Origin of the sequence: Microbacterium californiense, from assembly GCF_047246625.1 — a bacterium.
GTDB lineage: Bacteria > Actinomycetota > Actinomycetes > Actinomycetales > Microbacteriaceae > Microbacterium.
This window is the reverse complement of the sequence record NZ_JBFOKQ010000002.1, coordinates 98,571-119,179: the sequence shown is the minus strand read 5'-3', so window position 1 is coordinate 119,179 and position 20,609 is coordinate 98,571. Positions and strand designations below refer to the sequence as shown.

Sequence of the window (20,609 nt, the reverse complement as noted above, 5' to 3'; positions counted from 1 at the left end):
TGGTGTCTGTCGGATGATGCGGGGTCACACGCCGAGAGCGTGCAGGGCGGCGATGCTGCGGGCCGCGAGATCGTCCTGGCTCGCGGCCAGGGGCCGCCAGACCGACGCGGCGACCGCGATCGTGGCGTTGTCCCCGGTGAAGCTCTCGAGTCCGAGGGCCCCCTCGTAGCCGACGTCATCGAGGGCGCGGGCGAACTCCGGCCAGTCCGTGTGGTCGTCGCCGACGGCGCCGCGGTCGCTGCCGCAGACCTGCACGTGCGCGATCGCCGAGCCGGCGGCGCGGATGGCGTCGGCCGGCCGCTTCTCCTCGATGTTGAGGTGGTAGGTGTCGAGCGCGAGCCCCACGCCCGACCCGACGAGCGGCGCGAGGGCGTCGAGGCTCTGCTCGACCGTGTTGAGGATGCTCGTCTCGTACCGGTTGAGCGGCTCGATCGCCAGCACGATCCCACGATCGGCCGCCTCCGCGGCCAGCGGCGCGAGGCCCCGGCGCAGCTCCGCGACGAGATCGGCGCGCTCGGAGGCGTCCATGCGCCACGTCTCGCCGGTCGGCGCGTAGAAGGGTCCTGCCACGACACCCGCCCCCAGGACGTCCGCGGCGGCGATGCAGCTCCGCAGGTAGCCCTGCGTCGCCGCGACATCGCCCGCACGCGCCACGAGGGAGCGACCGGGGCCCATGGCGCCGATGACGACGGCGCCGAGGCCCTGAGCGGCGAGGACGTCGCGCGTCCGCGCCGGGTCCCAGTCGCCGACGTTCTCGAGCGGCAGCTCCAACGCTTGGTATCCCAGCGCTGCGGCCTTGCGTGCCAGGGGTTCGAGCGTCTCGTCGGTCAGGGGCGACGTCCACACCCAGGTGTTGACGGCGAGCGTACGGGCCATCGTCTTCCTTCCGATCCGCCGGAGACGCGCGGATGCTCCCACCCTCCCATCCGCACGGATGCGGCGGAAGGGCGGGAGCGTCAGCGGTTACGGGATCTGCCGCTCCTGCCAGACGGTCGGGTACCCCGGGAGGTTCTCGCCGCCGAACTTGGCGTAGTGGCCGTCGGGCATGCCCTCGTTTGCGTCGAGGTAGTCGTCCAGCTCCGCCTCGGTGATCGGCTTCTGCGGGAGCACCCACTCCTTCGGCACCTCTTCGCCCGCGAAGATCTTCTGCGCCGCGAGCAGCGGGGTGCGCCACTGGAAGTTCGAGTAGACGGGGGCGAGACCCGTGAGCCCCGTCTCCTTCCACTTGCGCAGGAAGCTCATCTCGTCCTCACCGGTCATGACCGGGTAGTCGGCGCCGGCGTCCTCGAACGCCTCGATCGCCGCCACGGCGCCGTCGCCGGCATCCATCCAGATGCCCTGGACGTCGCCCTTGGCGAGCTCGTCGCTGATGATGCTCTTGATCTCGGCGGGGTCCGCACCCGTGAAGTAGTCCACCGCCTCGATACCGGCCTCGTCGAACAGCTTCTCGGCGGCGGCCCAGCGGTGCTCGAGCACGTCGACACCCGGGAGGATGCGGAGCGCCACGACCTTGTCGCCCTCTTCGAGGTTGTCGATGAGGAACTCGGCGGTGTCGATGCCCCACGCGAAGCCGCCGATCGGGTGGATGAACGTGACGGGGCAGTCCGTGTTCACGCCGCGGTCGAACACGATGACCGGCTTGCCGGTGTCGCACGCCCGCTCGACGGCGGGTGTCATCGCCGCGGTGCTGTTCGGCGAGATGAGGAAGACGTCGCAGTTACCCTCCGAGATGAAGTAGTCGATGTCGGCGATCTGCGTGTCGTCGGAGTCCTGCGCGTCGCGGGTCTCCATCTCGCTGATCGCCCCCGCGGCCTGGAGGGCCTTGAGCTGCTCGTTCATCGTGATCCAGCCGGTCTGACGCCACGGGTTGGAGATCGACGCGTTCGCGAAGCAGGCCTTCTTCGCTCCTTCGCTGGCGAACTCGGCGGTGTCGACCATCTCGGCGTTGATGTGCTGGAGGTAGGGCTCCTCGGCGGGACCCTGCGGCTCGACACCGCGCTCGTCGAACTGCTTGTCGTACAGCTCCTGGTCGAACCACTCGGTCGTCTCGGCCGACTCGTCAGGGCTTTCGGACTCGGCCGGCGCCACGGATGGGTCGGTCGTGCACCCGGCGAGCGCGATGAGGCCGAAGAGAGCCACCCCTGCGGTGGCGATCCTCATTGATCGTCGCATTGCTAATCTCCTCTGGTTTCTGTGTGGCCCTCGGAGACGAGGGCAGGTGACGCGGACGGTCGAGCCGAGTCGCCGCGAGGGGCGTCCGGCTCCTTCCCCTGGTCGGGAGAAGTGCGGGGGCCTCGCTTGCGCCGGGCGCGGAAGGCGACGGCGGAGTAGGCGACGGCGGCGATGATGATGACACCCTGGACGGCGTCGCGGAGCGTCGACGGGACGCCGGCGATGTTCAGCAGCATGAACAGCGCCTCGAGGGCGAACGCCCCGGCAGCTGCGGCCACGATCCACCCGCGTCCGCCGCCGAGGACCACGCCGCCGAGCACGACGGCCGTGATGGCCACGAACTCGTAGCCGCGCCCGACCGAGGGATGGACACCGGCGTAGCCGACCAGCAGCACCCCCGCGAGCGTGGCGGAGAGGGAGGAGATCACGAAGGCCCTCGTCGTGACCCACGCCCGGCGGGCGCCGGCGTAGTCGACGGCACGGGCGTTGTCGCCGACCGCGATGAGCATCTTGCCGAGGGGGCGCTTGGTGATCCAGATCCCGAGAGCGAGCCAGGCCGCGACGATGAAGACCGCCCAGGGGACGAAGTCCAGCAGCGGGACGTCGCGGATGCCGCCGCGCCCGATCTCGCGGAAGCTGTCGGCGGGGTTACCCGTCGCGGCTCCGCCGGTCCACCACATGACGCCGCCGAGGAGCGCGAGCATCATGCCGAGGGTCACGATGAACGACGGAACCTTCAGCAGCGTGGTCAGCACGCCGTTGACCAGTCCGACCGCGGCGCCGACGACGACCATCAGCAGGAGCACGGGCACGGTGCGCGAGTCGTCCTGGCCGACGAGGTTGCCGGCGATGATGACCTGCGCGGTGATCAGCGAGCCCTGCGAGAGGTCGAACTCTCCCGCGATGATGACGAAGTACTGCCCGATCGCGACGATGGCGATGGGCGCGACGCGCTGGATGAAGCGCATGATCTGCCCGGGCTCGGCGAATGTCGGGTTGAGCACCGTGATCGCGATGAGCAGGAGCACGAGGAGCAGGAACACCGCACCTCGGGGGCTGACGAGGGAGCGCAGGGCGTTCATGCGCGTCCTCCTTCCGGAGCGGGAGTGGTCTCGGCGAGCTGCGAGGTCGCGGCAGCCATCTCGGGTTCCGCGGCTTTCGCCGCCGCGTCCCCGCCGGTCCGGGTCCCCCCGGCCCCGAACCTCGGGCGACGCCGCACGATGGCCTGCCGGCTGTAGACCGCCACTGCGGCGACGATGACCACGCCTCGGACCACGTCCTTGAGGAACGGGTTGACCTGCATGACGCTCATCACGTTGTCGACGACGGCGAGGATCGCCACGCCGCCGATCGTCCCCCAGATCGAGCCGCGCCCGCCGAGCAGCAGCGTGCCGCCGAGCACGACCGCCGCGATCGACAGCAGCGCATATCCGCCCTGCTGACCCACCGTCGGACTGCCGACCCCGAGCCGGCTGGCGAGCAGAAGGCCCGCGAGCCCGGCGAACACCGAGCAGAGCACGTGCGCGGTGATCAGCGGGGGGCGGGTGCGGACGCCCGACAGTCGGGCGATCTCGGGGTCGCCGCCGACGGCGTAGAGGTGCGCGCCGGTGCGCGTGCGATCCAGCAGGAACCAGACGAGCACCGCCAGCGCGATCATGATGATCGTCGACACCGGCACCGGACCGACGCCGGTGGCTCCGATGACCTGGAACTCCCAGGGCACGTTGCCGGCGGATCCCTCGAAGTTCGTGTTGAGGATGCCCTGCAGGATGAGGCCGACGCCGAGTGTCGCGATGAAGCCGTTGACCTTGAGCACCGTCACGATGAGGCCGTTGAGCAGTCCGATCGCGGCGCAGACGGCGAGGGTGACGACGACGGCGAGCGGGATGTTGCCGGGGTTGCCGTTCATGAGGGTGGCGGCGAGCAGGCTCGAGAGGCTGATCACGTAGGTGACCGACAGGTCGAGGGAGGCGCCGAGGATGACGAGTGTCTGTCCGATCGCGACGAGCCCGAGGACGCTCATGCCGGTGAGGATGTCGCGGATGTTGCCCGCGCTGAGGAAGTTGCGTCCGACGGTGGCGACGAGCACGGCGCCGACGATCAGGACGAGGAGGAGGATGCCGAGGACGATGATCGTCGAGTCGAGGCGGAGGCGCTTCATCGCGCACCTCCGTCCATCGGCACGGAGTGCGGGGCGCCCGCGCCGGTCGCCGCGCCCAGGATCTCCTGTTCGGACGATCCCGCGGGCAGTTCGGCGACGAGCTCCCCGTCGCTCATGACCAGGATCCGATCACTCATGCCGATCACCTCGGGTAGTTCACTGGAGACCATGAGCACCGCCTTGCCGGAGGCGGCGAGTTCGCGCATGAGCTGGTAGACGGCGTACTTGGCGCCCACGTCGATGCCGCGGGTGGGCTCGTCGAAGAGCACGATGCGGGGCTGCGTCAGCAGCCACTTGGCGAGCACGACCTTCTGCTGGTTCCCACCGGACAGGAAGCGGACCTCCTGGTCGAGTCCGCGGGAGCTGATCTCGAGCGTGCTCAGCACCCCCGGCACCTCGCGGCGGGAGGCGGCGGTGCGGCCGGCGAAGACGCTGCGCACGACCAGCAGCGCATTGTCGAGCACGGACTGGCGGAGGGCGAGTCCCTGCGCCTTGCGGTCCTCCGACACGAGCGCCAGACCGTGCCGGACCGCGGTGCGGGCGCTGGTGATCCGCACGGGGGCGCCGTCGATGCGCAGAGTGCCACGGGTGAAGGGGTCGATGCCGAAGACCCCCTCGGCGAGCTCGGTGCGTCCGGAACCCTGCAGTCCGGCGATCCCGACGATCTCGCCGGCGCGGAGAGTCAGGGACACCCCGTCGACGAAGGCGTTCCCGCACTCCTCGAGCGCGAGCACGGGCTCACCGACGACGGTGCCCTCCACAGGGTCGGGGAAGTAGGACTGGATCGACCGGCCGACCATCCGTCGCACCAGCTCGTCGGGGCGCAGGGCATCCCGGTCGTCCGTCGAGACCAGCGCGCCGTCCTTCAGGATCGTGATCCGGTCGCAGAGGTCGAAGATCTCCTTGAGGCGGTGGGAGACGTAGATCACCGCGACGCCGCGGGAGGTGAGCTTGCGGATGATCGCGTACAGCAGCTCCACCTCGTGCTCGCTCAGAGCGGCGGTAGGCTCGTCCATGGAGATCACCTGCGCGTCGAACGACAGCGCCTTCACGATCTCGACGATCTGTTGTTCGGCGACGGTGAGCGAGCCCACCCGCGCCTGCGGCTCGATGAACGACACGCCCAGATCGTCCAGCAGCTGCGCGGTCCGCGCGTTCATCGCGGCGCGGTCCACGAAGCCCGCTCGTCGCGGTTCGCGACCGAGCCAGACATTCTGGGCCACGGTGCGTTCGGGGAGGAGGGTGAACTCCTGGAAGACGGTGACGATACCGGCATCCATCGCCTGGCGGGGGTGCGTGTGGTGCACCTCTTCGCCGCGGTAGCGGATCGTGCCCTCGTCGGCCGGCTGGACGCCCGCGATGATCTTCATCAGGGTCGACTTGCCCGCTCCGTTCTCGCCGACCAGGCCGTGCACCTCGCCGGGGCGGATATCGAAGTCGATGCCCGACAGCACCTCCACGCCGAAGAACGACTTGCGCACCCCTTCGACGACGAGGACGGGTTGCGTACTCACGCGCTCACCTCCACCCATCGGCCGTCGTCCGCGGCCGAAGCCAGCACGGCCTCGGTAAGGACGGCGGACCGGTATCCGTCCGCGAAGGTCGGCAGACCCTCGGGCTCCGCTCCGGCGATGGCGGCATGGACGTCCGCCATGAAGCCGTTGAACGCGTCTTGATAGCCCATCGCGTGACCGGCGGGCACGCGCTGCAGCCGCCCGGAGTCCGGTTCGGCCGTCGCGGGATCCCGCAGCAGCAGGCGGGATTCGGAGCGTGCCCCGATCCAGAGCTCCTCCGGCCGCTCCTGCTCGAAGCGCACGCTCTGCGTCGAGCCGTGCAGCTCGAGGGTGAGGGCGTTCTTGCGGCCCGGGGCCATCTGCGAGATCAGCAGTGTTCCCAGGGCTCCCGACTCGGTCTCCACGAGCACGGCCACGATGTCCTCCGTATCCACGGCGCGTCCGCCCCGCTCCGGGAACACGCGGCGGGTGCGAGCGCTGAGCGCGTGGATGCGCTGGCCGATCACGAACTCGATCAGGTCGCACAGGTGCGATCCGATGTCGGCGAACGCCCGGGAGGCGCCGCCGGACGACGACCGGGCGCGCCAGTCGTCGTCGCTGGGCAGGAGCATCCAGTCCTGCAGGTACGAGCAGTCCAGGCTGAGCAGCTCGCCGATGTCGCCGCGGAGCATCCGCGCCCGGGCCTCCCGCACCATGGGGTGATAGCGGTAGATGAAGGGGACCGCGCCGACGAGCCCTCGCTCGGCCGCCTCCTCCTGCAGACGCTTCGCGTCTCGGGCGCTCGTGGCGAGCGGCTTCTCGCAGACGACGTGCTTGTTCGCGGCGAGCGCTCGCAACGCGAGGTCGGCGTGCGTGGCGTTGGGGGTGCAGATGTGCACCACATCGATGTCCGGCGCGTCGAGCAGGGCATCGGCGTCGGTCTCGGCACGTGCGGCGCCCAGGGCTCGCGCGGCGACGCTCCCGCCCGACGGCGAGCTGGTGGCCACGGCGACGAGCTCGCCGCCGGCGTCGCAGGTCGCGGTGCGGTGCACCCGCGCCATGAATCCTCCGCCGAGGATGCCGGCTCGGATCGTTCCGAGGCCGGTGTGACTGACATCCGTTGTCATGGGGGGAGTCTGACACAGCATCCGGAACTTTTGCTAGTACTTCGTCAAAAGTTGTCGGATCGAAATTCGAAGTAAAGCGGCGCCGAGCGGAAGCCCTGTGATTTACTGACGCAATGGTCGACGTCCAGAGGGTGCCCGCGCCCAGCCCCGGAGCGGGAGAGATCTTCCAGATCCTCCGCGACGGCCATGCGCGCACCAAGGCCGAACTCGCGTCCCTCACCGGACTGGCCCGGTCCACGGTCGCGCTCCGGGTCGACGCGCTGCTCGCGGCCGACCTCGTGCGGCCCGCGGGGGAGGCCGCCTCGACTGGGGGACGCCCTCCCGCGCGCGTGGCCTTCAACCCCCGCGCCGGTCTCGTCCTGGCGATCGATCTGGGCGCCACTCACGCCACCGTGGCCACGTCGGACCTCTCGGGCCGGATCCTGGACTCGTCCACCCGGGACATCGACCTCGGCATCGGTCCCGAGCCCGTGCTCGACGCGCTCCTCGCGGACGGATCGCGGCTGCTCGAGCGCGCCGACGACGTCCCCCTGCTCGGCATCGGCATCGGTGTGCCGGGACCAGTGGAGCACTCCACCGGTCGGCCGACCAACCCGCCGATCATGCCGGGATGGGACCGGTTCGACGTGCCGGGCTACGTGCAGCGCACCTTCGACGTTCCCGTGCTGGTCGACAACGACGTCAACATCCTGGCGCTCGGCGAGCAGGCCACCAGCTGGCCGCAGGTCGACGATCTCATCTACGTGAAGGTGGCGACGGGTATCGGCGCCGGCATCATCGCGGGCGGCCAGCTGCAGCGCGGGGCGCAGGGGTCGGCCGGAGACATGGGGCATGTGCAGGTCCCGGCGAGTGCCGACACGGCGCGCCCGCCCGGCGACGAGCGGGATCTGGAGGCGCTCGCCAGCGGATCCGCGCTGGCGCGGGATCTGCGTGCGACCGGTCGCGAGGTGCATCATGCCTCCGACGTCGTCGCTCTCGTCCGCGCGGGCGACGCGGCCGCCATCGAGGCCACCCGCCAGGCGGGACGCGACGTGGGGGAGGTGCTGGCCACCGTGGTCAACCTGCTCAACCCGTCGATCATCGTCCTCGGAGGGAGCATCGCGCGGGCGGGCGAGCATCTGCTGGCGGGCGTCCGCGAGGTCGTCTACCGGCGTTCGATCCCGCTCGCCACCCAGCATCTCGCGATCGTCCAGTCGCAGGCGGGGGAGCGCGCCGCGGTGCTCGGCGCGGCGATCATGGTCGCGCGCGAGGTGCTGTCGCCCGCGAGTGTCGACGAGTACGTGAATCTTCGCGCCACGATGCGCGAAGCAGTGCGATAGACCGCGTCTCCCTTGTCGCGACGCAGATGTCAAGGGGGTTCTCGGGCACACAGGTCCCACGCAGACTCGCTACTCGGGGGAGCAAGTCTTGGAGGGCTGTGAGATGTCAGAGGATCCGGACCCGCGCTATGTGCTGCGTCGCATCACGTCGTCGGAGTGGGTGATCAACGACCTGCGCTATCCGTCGAACGACCCGCGTCACATCGTGGCGTGCGTGTACGAGTTCGCGGAGACCGAGGTCGAGGTGGTGTGGGTGCGCGATCTGCCGCTGGCGATGCGCTACTCGAACGCGTTCGACGTGCTCGCCGACGTCGAACGGATGCACGGATCGAGCCGGGCCACGCGTCCCGTGCCGATCCCGCATCTGCCTCCGCTCATGGCGGACTAGAACGGAAGAGGACGACGGGCCCCGGACGGGCGCCCGTCGTCCTCCGCGTTCGGGATCAGACGTCGCCGTCGGCGGTTCCCTCTTCCGCGGCGAGGCGATCCGCCTCCGCGCTGTCGATCTGCGCGTCGTCGGCGTCAGGGTCGAGTCCCTGTTCGCCGTCGATCTCCGTCGTCGGACCCCCCGCGTCGTCCTCGGTGTTGAGGTACGGCGGGACCATTCGCGGTGCGTCGCTCATGTCGGACATCTCAGCCTCCTACTCGTGTGGAGATCGACGTTAGCCCCGGACCCCATGATCGGGAACGGGTTGATTCGCGGCACGGTGAACGCTAGGCGCCGCCGAGGAGGTACGCGTCGACCAGCAGCGGGCCCCGGATGGTTCGCAGCGTGTCGAGGAGGCGTTCGATTCCCCGTGCGCTGAGGCCGGGCATCCGCAGGTCGTACGGTCCCAGCGGTTCGAGGGCTCCGGTCCGGATGCGCACCACCTCCCATCCCGCAGCGCGCAGGGCGCGGTCCTTCCGGAGGTCGGCGTCCTGGCGTCGGCCGACGTGCTCGAGGCCGTGGCGGCCCAGGGTGTCGTACTCGAGCGCGACGCGCAGCTCGGGCAGCACGATGTCGGGCCACACCTCCGTATGGCGGAAGAACGGTCGGGACACCTTCACCGCGTTGAGGTCCAGCGTGAACGACATGCGCTCGCGCAGGGCGGCCCGCAGCCGACCCTCCGCCGCGGATGCCGGAGCCGGTGCGCAGGCGCTGAGGAAGGGCTCGCCCGCGGGGAGGTCGGGGGTCTTGCCGCAGAGCGCCGGGGCGGGCCGGGCGGGTCTGCGGGGGATCGCGCGCGGCTCGCCCAGCACCATCGGCTGCGGCCGAGCGAGCGCCGTGCACTCCGGGCACCAGGAGGATCGTCGGCGCACGCGTCCCGGACGCTCCCGCTGCTCGGTGGGTGTCGCGGCGAAACGGTGGCCGACCGGGCACTCCCAGCACAGCAGCACGTCGGCCGCGAGGGGGACCTGCGAGAGCACGACGCCGTGGTTGAGCTCGGGGTGGTACTGGCGGACGAGTTCGGGGTAGGCCGCCCAGGCCGCCCGGTAGGTGCCCACGGCGTAGGGCACGGACGAGCCGCGGGAGAACTGCCGTCTCGCCCACCACAGCCGCACCGGTTCGGTCACGCTCGCACGATAACCGGGGCGACCGACATCGGCCCGTGCGGACCCTCGGCGCAGGATGTGGCAGGTTGGGACGGTGACATCCGCACACGCGTCCGCCGCTTTTCGACCGCTCGGCCGCACCCTGCTCGTCGGGTACGGTCGGCTCGGGGCGCGCCTCGCAGATTCGCTCGTGGCCGCGGGCGAGCAGGTGTGCGCCCTCCGTCGAACCGAGGCGGAGCTCCCGGCCGGCGTGGTCGGCATCTCGGCCGACGTCTCGAGCCCTCTCCCGGAGCTCCCGGCGGTGGAGTCGATGGTGATCACGCTGCCGCCCGGTCCGGGCGACCACGACTACCGTACGGCACTCGGACACCTCGCCGACGCGCTTCCGCACCGGCCCGAGCGCACCGTCTTCGTCTCGTCCACGGGCGTGTTCGAGGGCGCTGCTCCGGAACCGCGACTGACCGAGGCCGACGAGCCGCCGCTCACCACCGATCGAGCGCGCGCCCTCCGCGACGGGGAGCGCGCGGCGCAGGAGCTGTTCTCCGCCGTCGTCGTCCGCCCCGCCGGCATCTACGGCGAGGGCCGCGAGTTCCTGCTGCGCCGGGTGCGGGAGCAGGCACCGATCGACCACGAACGGTGGACGAACCGGATCCACGAGACCGACCTCGTGCGCGCTCTGGAGGCACTCCTGCGAACGGCCGAGGCTCCCGCGCTCGTGCATGCGGTGGACGGGACCCCCGCGCCGCTCGGCGACGTCGTGGCTGAGATCGCCCGGATGCTCGCGCTGCCCGTCCCGCCGCACGCGCCGGGCGACGGACCCGGCGGGCACGTGATCGACGGTGCGCTCCTGCGCACGATCCTGCCGCGGCTCGAGTACCCGTCCTACGTCGAGGGGTACTCGGCAATGATCGGCGTGCCGCGCCCTGCTCGCTGAGCGCGCTGCCGGATGACGACCCTGCGCACCACCCGGAAACGAAGAAATCCCGCGATCTCTCGCGGGATTCTCTGGTGGACCTGAGGGGACTCGAACCCCTGACCCCCTGCATGCCATGCAGGTGCGCTACCAGCTGCGCCACAGGCCCAGAATCACTCCGAACCGGCCGGAGCAACTTGAACAGAGTACTACACGCATCGTCGCGAGCACCAATCGAGGCAGGGCGCCCGGGCGCGTCGCCGCCTGCGGAACAACCGTGCCGGTCGCCGTGTTGCAGGCGGTGTGAGCATCCTCGACAGCATCGTGATCGGCGCGGGACAGGCCGGGCTGTCGACCTCGTACCACCTGGGGCGGTCGGGCGTCCGGCATGTCGTGCTGGACGCGGATGCCGAGCCCGGCGGCGCGTGGCGGCATCGCTGGGACGCGCTGACGATGCGCGACGTGCACGGCGTGGCAGAGCTGCCCGGCGACACGCCGCCGCCGCGCGATGACGAGCGTGCGAACGTGGCGGTGCCCGCGTACTTCGCCGCCTACGAGCGCACGCACAGACTCCCGGTGCTCCGTCCCGTACGGGTGGACCGGGTGGACGACGAGGACGGGATCCTGGTCGTGCACGCGGGGGAGCGGGAGTGGCGCACGCGCACGCTGGTCAACGCGACCGGGACGTGGACGCACCCGTTCCTCCCGCACTACCCGGGTATGGAGACGTTCCTCGGCGAGCAGCTGCACACCGTCGACTACCCGGGCCCCGAGCACTTCATCGGCAAGCGGGTGCTGGTCGTCGGGGGCGGCGCGTCCGCGGTGCAGTTCCTGGGGGCGCTCGCACCTCTCACCGAAACCCTGTGGGTCACGCGGCGCGAGCCCGTCTGGCGCACCGACGACTTCACGCCCGAGGCCGGGGCTGCGGCGGTTGCCCTGGTGGAGCAACGGGTGGCGCGCGGGCTCCCGCCGGAGAGCGTCGTCAGCGTGACGGGACTCATGCTCCGCGAGCAGGAGCGCGCGGCCGAGCGACTCGGCGTGTACGCGGCACGCCGCCCCATGTTCGCGAGGATCGAGCCCGATGGGGTGCGCTGGGCCGACGGCGCCTTCGAACGCGTCGACGTGATCCTGTGGGCCACCGGGTTCCGTCCGGCGATCGCCCATCTGGCACCGCTCCGACTGCGCAGCGCCGCCGGCGGCATCCAGCTGGATCGGAACGGCCGGGGCACCACGGCGGTCGCTGATCCGCGGATCCAGCTGGTGGGCTACGGGCCGTCCGCCAGCACGATCGGCGCGAACAGGGCCGGTCGTGCGGCCGCTCGGGGAGTGCGTGCGGCTCTGGCGGCTGCACCGTCGATCCGGTGACACCTTCTCGCCCGCGCACCCGTCGGCGTGGCCCCCACCGGCCGCAGCCTCCCCGGGGCACCGTAGGCTGGCGTGCGAGCCATCCGCACGCCCACCGATCGGCAGCGCGCTGTCGGAGTGAGGAGAACCGCATGTCCCGCATCATCGTCTTCGGAGGGCACGGCCGCGTGGCCCTGCTGCTCGCACCCCTGCTCGTCGCCCGTGGCGACGAGGTCACCTCCGTGATCCGCAACCCCGACCACGTGGCAGACGTGGAGGCGACGGGAGCCGTCGCGCTCGTCGCCGACATCGAGGACATGGACACGGACGCCCTCGCCGACATCATCCGCGGACACGACGCCGTGGTCTGGTCGGCCGGTGCCGGGGGCGGCGACGCTCAGCGCACCTACGGCGTCGACCGCGACGCCGCCATCCGGTCCATGGACGCCGCCGCCCGGGCGGAGGTGCGGCGCTACGTCATGGTGTCGTGGATCGGCTCGACCGCCGAGCACGGCGTTCCCGAGGACGACGGGTTCTTCGCCTACGCCGATGCGAAGTGGGCCGCCGACGAGCACCTGCGCGGGACCGACCTCGACGGCACGATCCTCGGGCCGGGCGCGCTGACGCTCGACGATCCGACGGGCCTGATCGAGCTCGACCCCACCGGCCGGGGAGACGTGTCGCGTGCGGATGTCGCCGCGGTCATCGCCGCCGCGCTGCCGGAGCCGTCGACCTTCGGGCGGACCCTCCGCTTCGGCAACGGGACGGGCGAGACGGCGGTGCCGATCGAGCAGGCCGTCCGCGCCTGAGCCTGTGCCGCCGCTCGCATGCCCGGTCGTCGATCCGCGGTGCTCGCCGCTCTCGTCGCGGCGGCGGTGATCGCCTGCTCCACCCCGGCGATCGCACAACCGCGGACCGTCGCGCGCGCAGCGGCGACGGCCGAGCACGCCGGGCCGACGGCGGCCGCGGAGAGACGAGTCGAGGCGATGAGCGCCGACGAGCAGGCCCGGAGCATCGTCATGGGCCACATCGGGGGGACGGATCCGGCGGCTCTGCGCGACTACATGTCGCAGGGCTTCGGCGGCTTCATCCTGATGGGCGCGAACGTCCCGGCGACCGATGCGGGTCTGCCCGCGGTGACCGCTGCGCTCACCGTCGACCGCGCCCTGCCGCCGCTCATCGCGATCGACCAGGAGGGCGGGATCGTGTCGAGGATGCACGACGACGCGTACCCCGCCGCGACCACGCTGAAGACGAGCCCGCCCGAGGAGGTGGCCGCGGCGTTCGCCGCCCGCGGCTCCCTGGTCGCGCGGGCGGGCGTCACCGTGAACTTCGGGACCGTGGCCGACGTGACGGGCGATTCCGGGTCGTTCATCTTCGGACGCGCGCTCGGATCCGACCCGGCGGGCGCCGCCGACCGAGTGGAGGCGGCGACCGAGGCGCAGGAGCCGTTCGTCGCCTCGACCCTCAAGCACTTCCCCGGGCATGGGGCGGCGGCGGGAGACTCGCACCACGCGACCCCCGCGACCGACCGGTCCCTCGAGGAGTGGCGTCGGACGGATGCCGTGCCGTTCGCCGCGGGCATCGATGCGGGCGCCTCGCTCCTGATGTTCGGCCATCTCGCGTACCCCAGCGTCGATCCGCTCCCCGCCTCGCTTTCGCCGACGTGGCACGGGATCGCGCGCGACGAGCTCGGCTTCGAGGGCGTGATGGTGACGGACGATCTGGGGATGCTGCTGTCGTCGGGCGACCCGGCTTACGCGGATCCGGTCGCGAACGGGATCGCCGCGGTCGCCGCGGGAAACGATCTCGTCCTCATGATCGCCGGGTCGACGCCGGCCACCGCGGGGGAGATGGCGACCGGCATCGCCGCAGCCGTGGCGTCGGGTGCGCTTCCGGCCGAGCGTCTGGAAGACGCGGCGACCCGGGTCATGAGCCTCCGGATGCAGCTCGCCGCGGACACGGCCACGTGGTCGGTGTGCGCCGACTGCGCGCCCGCAGGCTGACGCTCACGCCGCGACGGTGTGCTCGCCCCGCCATGCGGAGAGCAGCGCCGCCCGCAGGCGGGCTCCTCGCTCGGCGAACACCCGCTGCCGACGCACGTACTCGGCCTTGCCCTCCGGGGTCTCGATCGCGACGGGGGAGATGTCCCAGGCGGCGAGGTCGTAGGGTGCGGCCTGCATGTCGAGCAGACGGATGTCGCGCGCGAGCTCGAACGCGTCGAGCAGCAGCTCTCCGGGCACGAGCGGACCGAGCTTGACCGCCCACTTGTACAGGTCCATCCCCGCGTGCAGGCACCCGGGCTGCTCGAACAGCGGCTGCTCTTCGCGCGTGAGGGAGGTCCGGTTGCGCGGGACGGCCGGGGGCGTGAAGAACCGGAACGCGTCGAAGTGCGTGCAGCGGAGGTCGTGCGCCTCCACCACCGCGTCGGTTCCGGCACGGCCGAGACGGAGGGGCACGGGGTGCCGGTTCTCCTCCGCCCGGTACACCATGGCCCACTCGTGCAGCCCGAAGCAGCCGAACTGGCCGGGCCGCGAGGCGGTGCGGCGGAGCATCCGCTCGACCAGCGACGCGAGATCCGGCTTCTCCTGCACGAACGCCGCGGCATCCGGAACGGCGGCGCCGGGAGCGGCACCGGGCCGGTACCAGCGCCAGTCGAGGCGTTCGGGCGCATCGGCGAGCTCGACGCCCGCGCCCGGATGCCAGCGCCGCAGCTGCGCGGGCTTGTACGCGTAGTAGGTGAAGAGGAAGTCCCAGACCGGATGCCTCTCGCCCACGGCCGCGCGGGCGCGATGCTCGGCGGTCAGGGCATCCGCGCGCTCCCGATGCGCCTGCTCGCGAGCGCCCCAGTCGGTGCGGGAGAGCGCCATGTCAGTCCAGGATGCCCGCATCGCCGAGCAGATCGCGCAGCCGCGATCCGTCCTCGGCACTCACCCACGGTGCGACGTGCTCGGCGTGCTCCTCCTTGTCGGCGCGACCGCCCGCGAGCACCGCCTCCGCCGGCAGCAGTCGACGGATCGCGACGCCGGCGACGGAGTCCGGATGCTCGTCCATGAACTGGGAGTAGATCGCCTCGTCGTGCTGGCCGTCGTCGCCGATCAGCAGCCACTTCACCTGCGGGAACTCGGTGGCGAGTCGGCGGAGGTTGGAGAGCTTGTGATCCCGTCCGCTGCGGAACCAGCGGTCGTGCGTGGGACCCCAGTCGGTCAGCAGCATGCTCCCGGCGGGGAAGAGGTGCCGGCCGAGGAACCGTCGCAGCGTGGGCGCGATGTTCCAGGCGCCCGTCGAGAGGTAGACCATCGGGGCACCCGGATGCTCGCGCAGCAGCTGATCGAGCAGCACGCTCATCCCCGGGACGGGGATGCGGGCGTGCTCATCCAGCACGAACGAGTTCCAGAACGCGATGAGTGGCCGGGGGAGCGCGGTCACCATCACCGTGTCGTCGACGTCCGACACCACGCCGAACCGCGTCGACTCCGCGACGATGAAGGCGGTGGCCTCCGCCGGCTCCTGCCCTTCGGACGAGACGTGGAAGGTCTGCCAGCCCGGCTCGAGGTCGGCGGGGATGACCGTGTCGACCACACCGCCGCGATCAGCGACGACCTCGTGCTCGACGTCTCCGACGCGCACCGTCACGGTCGCGAAGCTCACGGGGATGCCGACGAAGCTCCGCCATCCGCGGATGCTGGCCAGCTCGCCGTCCTTGCCGCGGCGCGGAGCCGGCACGATGAGCACGCGCCCGACCACGCGCACCCAGCCCGGTCCGCCGTACCCCGGGAAGGGGACGACCGTGGGCGTGCGCCCGCGCCGGCGCGCGCGGCCTTCCCGCCAGACGTGGAAGCGGTGCTCGAGGCGGGCGAACCAGTGGATCCGGGGCGCCGGGGGTGCGGAAGCCATTGCCTCAGTCTTTCACGTCGGCTCCCGGCTCCGCCTCCTGTGCGTCCAGGTGACGGTGCTCGATCCGCTGGAGCACCTTCTTGCCGATGAGCACGAGCAGCAGGAACGCCGCGATGATGCCGACGAAGATGTAGCCGGCGTAGTGCACCTGGTCGACGAGCTGACGGAACGTGCCGGCCGCGAGCGAGGTGACGCTCACGTACGCCGCCGCCCACAGCACGCAGGCCGGCGCGGTCCACGCCAGGAAGCGACGGTAGGAGTAGGCGCTCATCCCCACGGTCAGCGGCACCAGCGAGTGGAGCACGGGGAGGAAGCGCGAGAGGAAGATGGCGATGCCGCCGCGCCGCTGGAGGTAGCGCTCCGCCCGCACCCAGTTGCGCTCCCCGATGCGCCGGCCGAGCCAGGAGACGCGGATGCGGGGGCCGAGCCATCGTCCGAGGAAGAAGCCGATGCTCTCGCCGATCAGCGCGCCGATCACGACTGCGATCACCATCGCGACCGCCTGCACGGGGCCGTCGATGCCCATGGAGGCGATGATGACGACGGTGTCACCCGGGACGATGAGACCGATCAGCACGCTGGTCTCGAGCATGACGGCGAGTCCGGCGATCAGAGTACGGGCGACCGGATCGATCAGACGGATGGAATCGAACAGCCAGGTCAGCAGGTCATCCACTCCATGAGGATACGGGAGCGGGCTCGCTCTAGTCTGGAAACGTGCCCCATCGACTGAGCGCTCGTCCGCTGGGCTCCTGGACGGATCCGGACGGGATCTTCACCCGGATCGAGAGCGAGGCGCCGGCCGTGTTCTGGCTCGACGCCGGGCCGGGAGCGGTCGACGGGTGGAGCTACATCGGTCTCGGCCATCCCGATTCGCTGCCCACCGGCGTGCGCATCGACCGGCCCAGGGGAGACGCCGACCTTCCGCCGTTCCGCGGGGGATGGGTCGGCTGGCACGACTACGAGAGCGGAGCCGACGCAGCCGGAGCGCCCACGGCGTCACCGGACGCCGCTGCCGGCCCCCGCTGGATCCGCACGACGCGCATGGTGGCGTTCGACCACACGGCACGGCGGTGCTGGGCGCTCGCCGCAGCCGACGAGCTCGACGACTGGACGGAGTTCCTGCAGGTCGCCGCAGATGCGGCATCCGCTCCCATCCCCGACCCGCCCCGCGAGGCGATCGCCGACGCGCGCCATGAGCCCGCCGCCTACGCGACGCTGATCGAGCAGTGCCGGGAGCTCATCCGCTCGGGCATCGCCTACCAGCTGTGCCTCACCACCCGCTTCACCGTGCCGGGCGCCCACGATCCCGTGTCGACCTACCGGCGATTGCGCCACGCGACCCCCGCCCATCACGGAGGGTTCGTGCGCATCGGCGGGCGCTCGCTCCTCAGCGCCAGCCCCGAGCAGTTCCTCCACGTGCAGGACGGGACGATCCGGACCCGGCCCATCAAGGGGACGCGCCCGCGCGCCGCCGACCCTCTGCACGACGCCGCGCTCGCCGCCGAGCTGAGGGACGACGCGAAGGAGCGGGCGGAGAACGTCATGATCGTCGACCTGATGCGCAACGACCTGTCCCGCGTCTGCGAGCCGGGGTCGATCCGGGTCCAGGGACTCTGGGTCGTGGAGAGCTATCCCGCGGTGCACCAGCTGGTCAGCACGGTGAGCGGACGCGCCGCGGAGGGCACGATCGTCGGCGACCTTCTCAGGGCGGCGTTCCCCGCGGGAAGCATGACGGGCGCGCCGAAGCTGTCGGCCATGACGCGCCTGCATGCCCTCGAGGGCGGACCGCGCGGCATCTACGCCGGCTGCTTCGGCTACATCGGGAGCGACGGCGCGGTGGACCTGGCCATGGTCATCCGGAGCATCGTCGTGGAGCGGGAGCGGGCGTACGTCGGCGCGGGCGGGGGCATCACCTGGGGGTCGCGTCCCGACGCCGAGGTCGCCGAGGTCGCGACCAAGGCGCGGGCGCCGCTCGCCGCCCTGGGGGCCGTCCTGCCCGGCCGCTGGGCTTCCGATATCCTGAACTGATCCCGATTTTCCTTCCAGATTGGTCGTGCGTTCGTTGTCTGAGAACCTGTCCACCGCCCCTGCCGATGACGAGACGTCCTCGGCGCACGCGATCCAGGCCAAGTGGCAGAAGTACTGGGCGGAGAACGAGACCTTCCTGACGGGCGGCGACGACGACACGCGGCCACGCCGCTACGTGCTGGCCATGTTCCCGTACCCCTCCGGCGACCTGCACATGGGCCACGCCGAGAACTACCTCTACTCCGACATCGTGGCGCGCTTCTGGCGTCACCGCGGGCACAACGTGCTGAACCCGATCGGCTGGGACTCCTTCGGGCTCCCCGCCGAGAACGCGGCCATCCGTCGCGGCGCCGACCCCCGCGAGTGGACGTACGAGAACATCGCCCAGCAGAAGACGGGGTTCCAGGCGTACGGCGTCTCGTTCGACTGGTCGCGGGTGCTGCACACGTCCGACCCCGAGTACTACCGCTGGAATCAGTGGCTCTTCCTGAAGCTGCACGAGCGCGGTCTGGCGTACCGAAAGAAGAGCGCGGTCAACTGGTGCCCCAACGACCAGACGGTGCTCGCGAACGAGCAGGTCGTCGACGGTCGCTGCGAGCGCTGCGGCTACGAGGTCGTGAAGAAGAAGCTCACCCAGTGGTACTTCCGCATCACGGATTACGCCGACCGCCTGCTCGACGACCTGAACCAGCTCGAGGGATTCTGGCCGCACAAGGTGCTGCAGATGCAGCGCAACTGGATCGGCCGCTCGGTCGGCGCCGACGTCGACTTCCGCATCGAAGGGCGCGAGGAGCCGGTCACCGTCTTCTCCACGCGGCCCGACACGCTGCACGGGGCGACGTTCTTCGTCGTCGCACCCGACTCCGACCTGGCCGCCGAGCTGGCGGCGGATGCCCCGGCCGAGGTGCGCGAGCGCTTCCAGGAGTATCTGGAGCAGGTGCAGAAGGAGACCGACATCACGCGCCAGTCGACGGATCGTCCGAAGACCGGCGTGTTCCTGGAGCGTCACGCGATCAACCCCGTGAACGGGGAGAAGCTGCCGATCTGGGCGGCGGACTACGTCCTGGCAGACTACGGACACGGCGCCGTCATGGCCGTTCCCGCGCACGACCAGCGCGACCTGGACTTCGCGCGCGCCTTCGACCTCCCGGTCAAGGTCGTCGTCGACACCACTGCCCCCGTCACCGGGGCGATGCCGGTCATCGAGGTCGACGAGGACGGCGTGCCGATCGACACCGCCGAGAGCCTCGACGACCAGCATCCCTCCGTCACGGGCGTCGCGCTGACGGGCGAGGGGCGCATGATCAACTCCGGCGAGCTCAACGGGCTCTCCAAGCGCAACGCGATCGCGCGGGCGATCGAGCGGCTGGAGGCCTCGGGCACGGGTCGTGCGGCCAAGAACTACCGCCTGCGCGACTGGCTCATCTCGCGACAGCGCTTCTGGGGCACCCCGATCCCCATGCTGCACGCCGAGGACGGCCGGATCATCCCGGTGCCCGAGGAGCAGCTGCCGGTGCGACTGCCGAGCGTCGAGGGCCTCGATCTGTCGCCGAAGGGCACCTCCCCGCTCGGCGGCGCCGAGGGCTGGGTGCGCACCGTGGACCCCGAGACGGGCGACCCGGTGCTCCGCGACCCCGACACCATGGACACCTTCGTCGACAGCAGCTGGTACTTCCTGCGCTTCCTGTCGCCGAACAGCGACACGGTGGCCTTCGACCCGAAGCAGGCGTCTCGCTGGGCACCCGTCGACTCGTACATCGGCGGGGTGGAGCACGCGATCCTGCACCTGCTGTACGCGCGCTTCATCACGAAGGTGCTGTTCGACATGGGGCTCATCGACTTCACGGAGCCCTTCTCGAACCTGATCAACCAGGGCATGGTCATCCTCAACGGCACGAAGATGTCGAAGAGCAAGGGCAATCTGGTGCTGTTCCAGGACGAGCTCGACGCTCACGGCGCCGACGCCCTGCGCGTGGGCCTGGCGTTCGCCGGACCCGTGGAGGACGACAAGGACTGGGCCGACGTCTCGACGACGGGCGCGCAGAAGTTCCTATCGCGGGCGATGCGGATCGCCCGCGAGGTCTCCAGCCCGGTCGACGTGGTCTTCGACGGTGGCGATGCGTCGCTCCGCCGCGCGACGCACAAGCTCCTGTCGGAGGCGCCCGCCCTGGTGGAGCAGACGAAGTTCAACGTGCTCGTCGCCCGTCTGATGGAACTGGTCAACACGATCCGCAAGACGATCGACAGCGGCCCCGGAGCGGCGGATCCGGCCGTGCGCGAGGCCGCCGAGACCGTCGCTGTGATGCTCGACCTCGTCGCTCCGCACACCGCGGAGGAGATGTGGGAGCTGCTCGGGCACGAGCCGTCGGTGGGCCTGGTGTCGTGGCGCTCCGCCGACCCGGCCCTCCTGGTCGAGGACACGGTCACGGCCGTGGTGCAGATCGGCGGCAAGGTGCGGGCGCAGCTCGAGGTCTCCGCCCGCATCGGCGAGGCCGAGCTGGAGGCGCTCGCCCGCGCCGACGAGCGGGTGATCCGGTCGATCGGCGACAAGGAGATCGTCAAGGTCATCGTGCGCGCCCCGAAGATCGTCAGCATCGTCGTCAAGGGCTGATCGGCTCA

Annotated in this window: 19 protein-coding genes and 1 tRNA gene; 8 read left to right on the top strand and 12 right to left on the bottom strand. The window is 71.0% G+C overall.

All coding sequences use genetic code 11. The annotated features are described in order from the left end of the window. Positions 1-24: 24 nt before the first annotated feature. From AB3M82_RS11840 to AB3M82_RS11815, 6 genes are all read right to left on the bottom strand, one after another. Positions 25-876, bottom strand: a complete 852-nt coding sequence (locus AB3M82_RS11840) for a sugar phosphate isomerase/epimerase family protein (protein ID WP_412958145.1) — start codon at positions 874-876, stop codon at positions 25-27. Positions 877-963: 87 nt separating this feature from the next. Continuing rightward, the gene (locus tag AB3M82_RS11835) at positions 964-2,172 is read right to left on the bottom strand and encodes a substrate-binding domain-containing protein (RefSeq protein ID WP_412958144.1); all 1,209 of its coding nucleotides are present in this window, start codon (positions 2,170-2,172) and stop codon (positions 964-966) included. Between the two features lie 2 nt (positions 2,173-2,174). Continuing rightward, positions 2,175-3,254, bottom strand: coding sequence for an ABC transporter permease (locus AB3M82_RS11830; RefSeq protein ID WP_412958143.1), 1,080 nt, complete (start codon positions 3,252-3,254; stop codon positions 2,175-2,177). After that, on the bottom strand, positions 3,251-4,333 hold the full coding sequence (locus tag AB3M82_RS11825; protein ID WP_412958142.1) for an ABC transporter permease: 1,083 nt from the start codon (positions 4,331-4,333) through the stop codon (positions 3,251-3,253). Before AB3M82_RS11825 ends, AB3M82_RS11830 begins: the two co-directional genes overlap by 4 nt. Further along, complete coding sequence (locus AB3M82_RS11820) at positions 4,330-5,865, bottom strand: sugar ABC transporter ATP-binding protein (RefSeq protein ID WP_412958141.1); 1,536 nt, start codon at positions 5,863-5,865, stop codon at positions 4,330-4,332. The genes AB3M82_RS11825 and AB3M82_RS11820 overlap by 4 nt, the downstream gene beginning before the upstream one ends. Next, entirely contained in the window at positions 5,844-6,953 is a 1,110-nt protein-coding gene (locus AB3M82_RS11815) for a Gfo/Idh/MocA family protein (protein ID WP_412958140.1), read from the bottom strand. Before AB3M82_RS11815 ends, AB3M82_RS11820 begins: the two co-directional genes overlap by 22 nt. A gap of 113 nt (positions 6,954-7,066) precedes the next feature. On the opposite strand from AB3M82_RS11815, the gene AB3M82_RS11810 reads away from it, so the two are divergent. Beyond that, the gene (locus tag AB3M82_RS11810) at positions 7,067-8,272 is read left to right on the top strand and encodes an ROK family protein (protein ID WP_412958139.1); all 1,206 of its coding nucleotides are present in this window, start codon (positions 7,067-7,069) and stop codon (positions 8,270-8,272) included. Positions 8,273-8,375: 103 nt separating this feature from the next. Beyond that, complete coding sequence (locus AB3M82_RS11805; protein WP_412958138.1) at positions 8,376-8,660, top strand: hypothetical protein; 285 nt, start codon at positions 8,376-8,378, stop codon at positions 8,658-8,660. 55 nt (positions 8,661-8,715) lie between these two features. Here AB3M82_RS11805 and AB3M82_RS11800 read toward each other — a convergent pair whose 3' ends face one another. Next, positions 8,716-8,904: a hypothetical protein gene (locus tag AB3M82_RS11800; protein ID WP_412958137.1), complete on the bottom strand. Its 189-nt coding sequence runs from the start codon at positions 8,902-8,904 to the stop codon at positions 8,716-8,718. A gap of 82 nt (positions 8,905-8,986) precedes the next feature. Then, a complete protein-coding gene (locus tag AB3M82_RS11795; protein WP_412958136.1) occupies positions 8,987-9,826 on the bottom strand; it encodes a zinc-ribbon domain-containing protein in 840 nt (279 codons plus the stop codon). Between the two features lie 73 nt (positions 9,827-9,899). On the opposite strand from AB3M82_RS11795, the gene AB3M82_RS11790 reads away from it, so the two are divergent. Next, complete coding sequence (locus tag AB3M82_RS11790; RefSeq protein WP_412958135.1) at positions 9,900-10,739, top strand: Rossmann-fold NAD(P)-binding domain-containing protein; 840 nt, start codon at positions 9,900-9,902, stop codon at positions 10,737-10,739. A 72-nt stretch (positions 10,740-10,811) separates the two neighbouring features. On the opposite strand, the gene AB3M82_RS11785 is transcribed toward AB3M82_RS11790, so the two are convergent. Beyond that, positions 10,812-10,887 (bottom strand) — tRNA-Ala (locus AB3M82_RS11785). A 134-nt stretch (positions 10,888-11,021) separates the two neighbouring features. Here AB3M82_RS11785 and AB3M82_RS11780 point away from each other — a divergent pair. From AB3M82_RS11780 to AB3M82_RS11770, 3 genes are all read left to right on the top strand, one after another. Beyond that, positions 11,022-12,083, top strand: a complete 1,062-nt coding sequence (locus AB3M82_RS11780; protein WP_412958134.1) for an NAD(P)-binding domain-containing protein — start codon at positions 11,022-11,024, stop codon at positions 12,081-12,083. A gap of 131 nt (positions 12,084-12,214) precedes the next feature. Further along, positions 12,215-12,871, top strand: coding sequence for an NAD(P)H-binding protein (locus AB3M82_RS11775; RefSeq protein WP_412958133.1), 657 nt, complete (start codon positions 12,215-12,217; stop codon positions 12,869-12,871). Between the two features lie 18 nt (positions 12,872-12,889). After that, a complete protein-coding gene (locus AB3M82_RS11770) occupies positions 12,890-14,068 on the top strand; it encodes a glycoside hydrolase family 3 N-terminal domain-containing protein (RefSeq protein WP_412958132.1) in 1,179 nt (392 codons plus the stop codon). A gap of 3 nt (positions 14,069-14,071) precedes the next feature. Here the strand turns inward: AB3M82_RS11770 and AB3M82_RS11765 are convergent, their stop codons facing one another. Genes AB3M82_RS11765 through AB3M82_RS11755 form a run of 3 tightly spaced genes read right to left on the bottom strand, consistent with a single transcriptional unit; the run spans position 14,072 to position 16,635 of the window. After that, complete coding sequence (locus AB3M82_RS11765) at positions 14,072-14,932, bottom strand: 3-methyladenine DNA glycosylase (protein ID WP_412958131.1); 861 nt, start codon at positions 14,930-14,932, stop codon at positions 14,072-14,074. A 1-nt stretch (position 14,933) separates the two neighbouring features. Further along, a complete protein-coding gene (locus AB3M82_RS11760; RefSeq protein ID WP_412958130.1) occupies positions 14,934-15,959 on the bottom strand; it encodes an App1 family protein phosphatidate phosphatase in 1,026 nt (341 codons plus the stop codon). Positions 15,960-15,963: 4 nt separating this feature from the next. Continuing rightward, positions 15,964-16,635, bottom strand: a complete 672-nt coding sequence (locus AB3M82_RS11755) for a DedA family protein (protein ID WP_412958129.1) — start codon at positions 16,633-16,635, stop codon at positions 15,964-15,966. A gap of 41 nt (positions 16,636-16,676) precedes the next feature. Here AB3M82_RS11755 and AB3M82_RS11750 point away from each other — a divergent pair, with 41 nt between their 5' ends. Then, a complete protein-coding gene (locus AB3M82_RS11750; protein WP_412958128.1) occupies positions 16,677-17,990 on the top strand; it encodes an anthranilate synthase component I family protein in 1,314 nt (437 codons plus the stop codon). A 34-nt stretch (positions 17,991-18,024) separates the two neighbouring features. Beyond that, on the top strand, positions 18,025-20,601 hold the full coding sequence (gene leuS, locus AB3M82_RS11745) for a leucine--tRNA ligase (protein ID WP_412958593.1): 2,577 nt from the start codon (positions 18,025-18,027) through the stop codon (positions 20,599-20,601). Positions 20,602-20,609 lie beyond the last annotated feature (8 nt).

Excerpts from the sequence above, each read along its gene's own strand:
- AB3M82_RS11820 (WP_412958141.1), bottom strand. The coding sequence starts at position 5,865 with ATGGGTGGAGGTGAGCGCGTGAGTACGCAACCCGTCCTCGTCGTCGAA.
- AB3M82_RS11770 (WP_412958132.1), top strand. The coding sequence starts at position 12,890 with ATGCCCGGTCGTCGATCCGCGGTGCTCGCCGCTCTCGTCGCGGCGGCG.
- AB3M82_RS11800 (WP_412958137.1), bottom strand. The coding sequence starts at position 8,904 with ATGTCCGACATGAGCGACGCACCGCGAATGGTCCCGCCGTACCTCAAC.
- AB3M82_RS11835 (WP_412958144.1), bottom strand. The coding sequence starts at position 2,172 with ATGCGACGATCAATGAGGATCGCCACCGCAGGGGTGGCTCTCTTCGGC.
- AB3M82_RS11825 (WP_412958142.1), bottom strand. The coding sequence starts at position 4,333 with ATGAAGCGCCTCCGCCTCGACTCGACGATCATCGTCCTCGGCATCCTC.
- AB3M82_RS11805 (WP_412958138.1), top strand. The coding sequence starts at position 8,376 with ATGTCAGAGGATCCGGACCCGCGCTATGTGCTGCGTCGCATCACGTCG.
- AB3M82_RS11760 (WP_412958130.1), bottom strand. The coding sequence starts at position 15,959 with ATGGCTTCCGCACCCCCGGCGCCCCGGATCCACTGGTTCGCCCGCCTC.
- AB3M82_RS11830 (WP_412958143.1), bottom strand. The coding sequence starts at position 3,254 with ATGAACGCCCTGCGCTCCCTCGTCAGCCCCCGAGGTGCGGTGTTCCTG.
- AB3M82_RS11775 (WP_412958133.1), top strand. The coding sequence starts at position 12,215 with ATGTCCCGCATCATCGTCTTCGGAGGGCACGGCCGCGTGGCCCTGCTG.
- AB3M82_RS11840 (WP_412958145.1), bottom strand. The coding sequence starts at position 876 with ATGGCCCGTACGCTCGCCGTCAACACCTGGGTGTGGACGTCGCCCCTG.
- AB3M82_RS11815 (WP_412958140.1), bottom strand. The coding sequence starts at position 6,953 with ATGACAACGGATGTCAGTCACACCGGCCTCGGAACGATCCGAGCCGGC.
- AB3M82_RS11810 (WP_412958139.1), top strand. The coding sequence starts at position 7,067 with ATGGTCGACGTCCAGAGGGTGCCCGCGCCCAGCCCCGGAGCGGGAGAG.
- AB3M82_RS11765 (WP_412958131.1), bottom strand. The coding sequence starts at position 14,932 with ATGGCGCTCTCCCGCACCGACTGGGGCGCTCGCGAGCAGGCGCATCGG.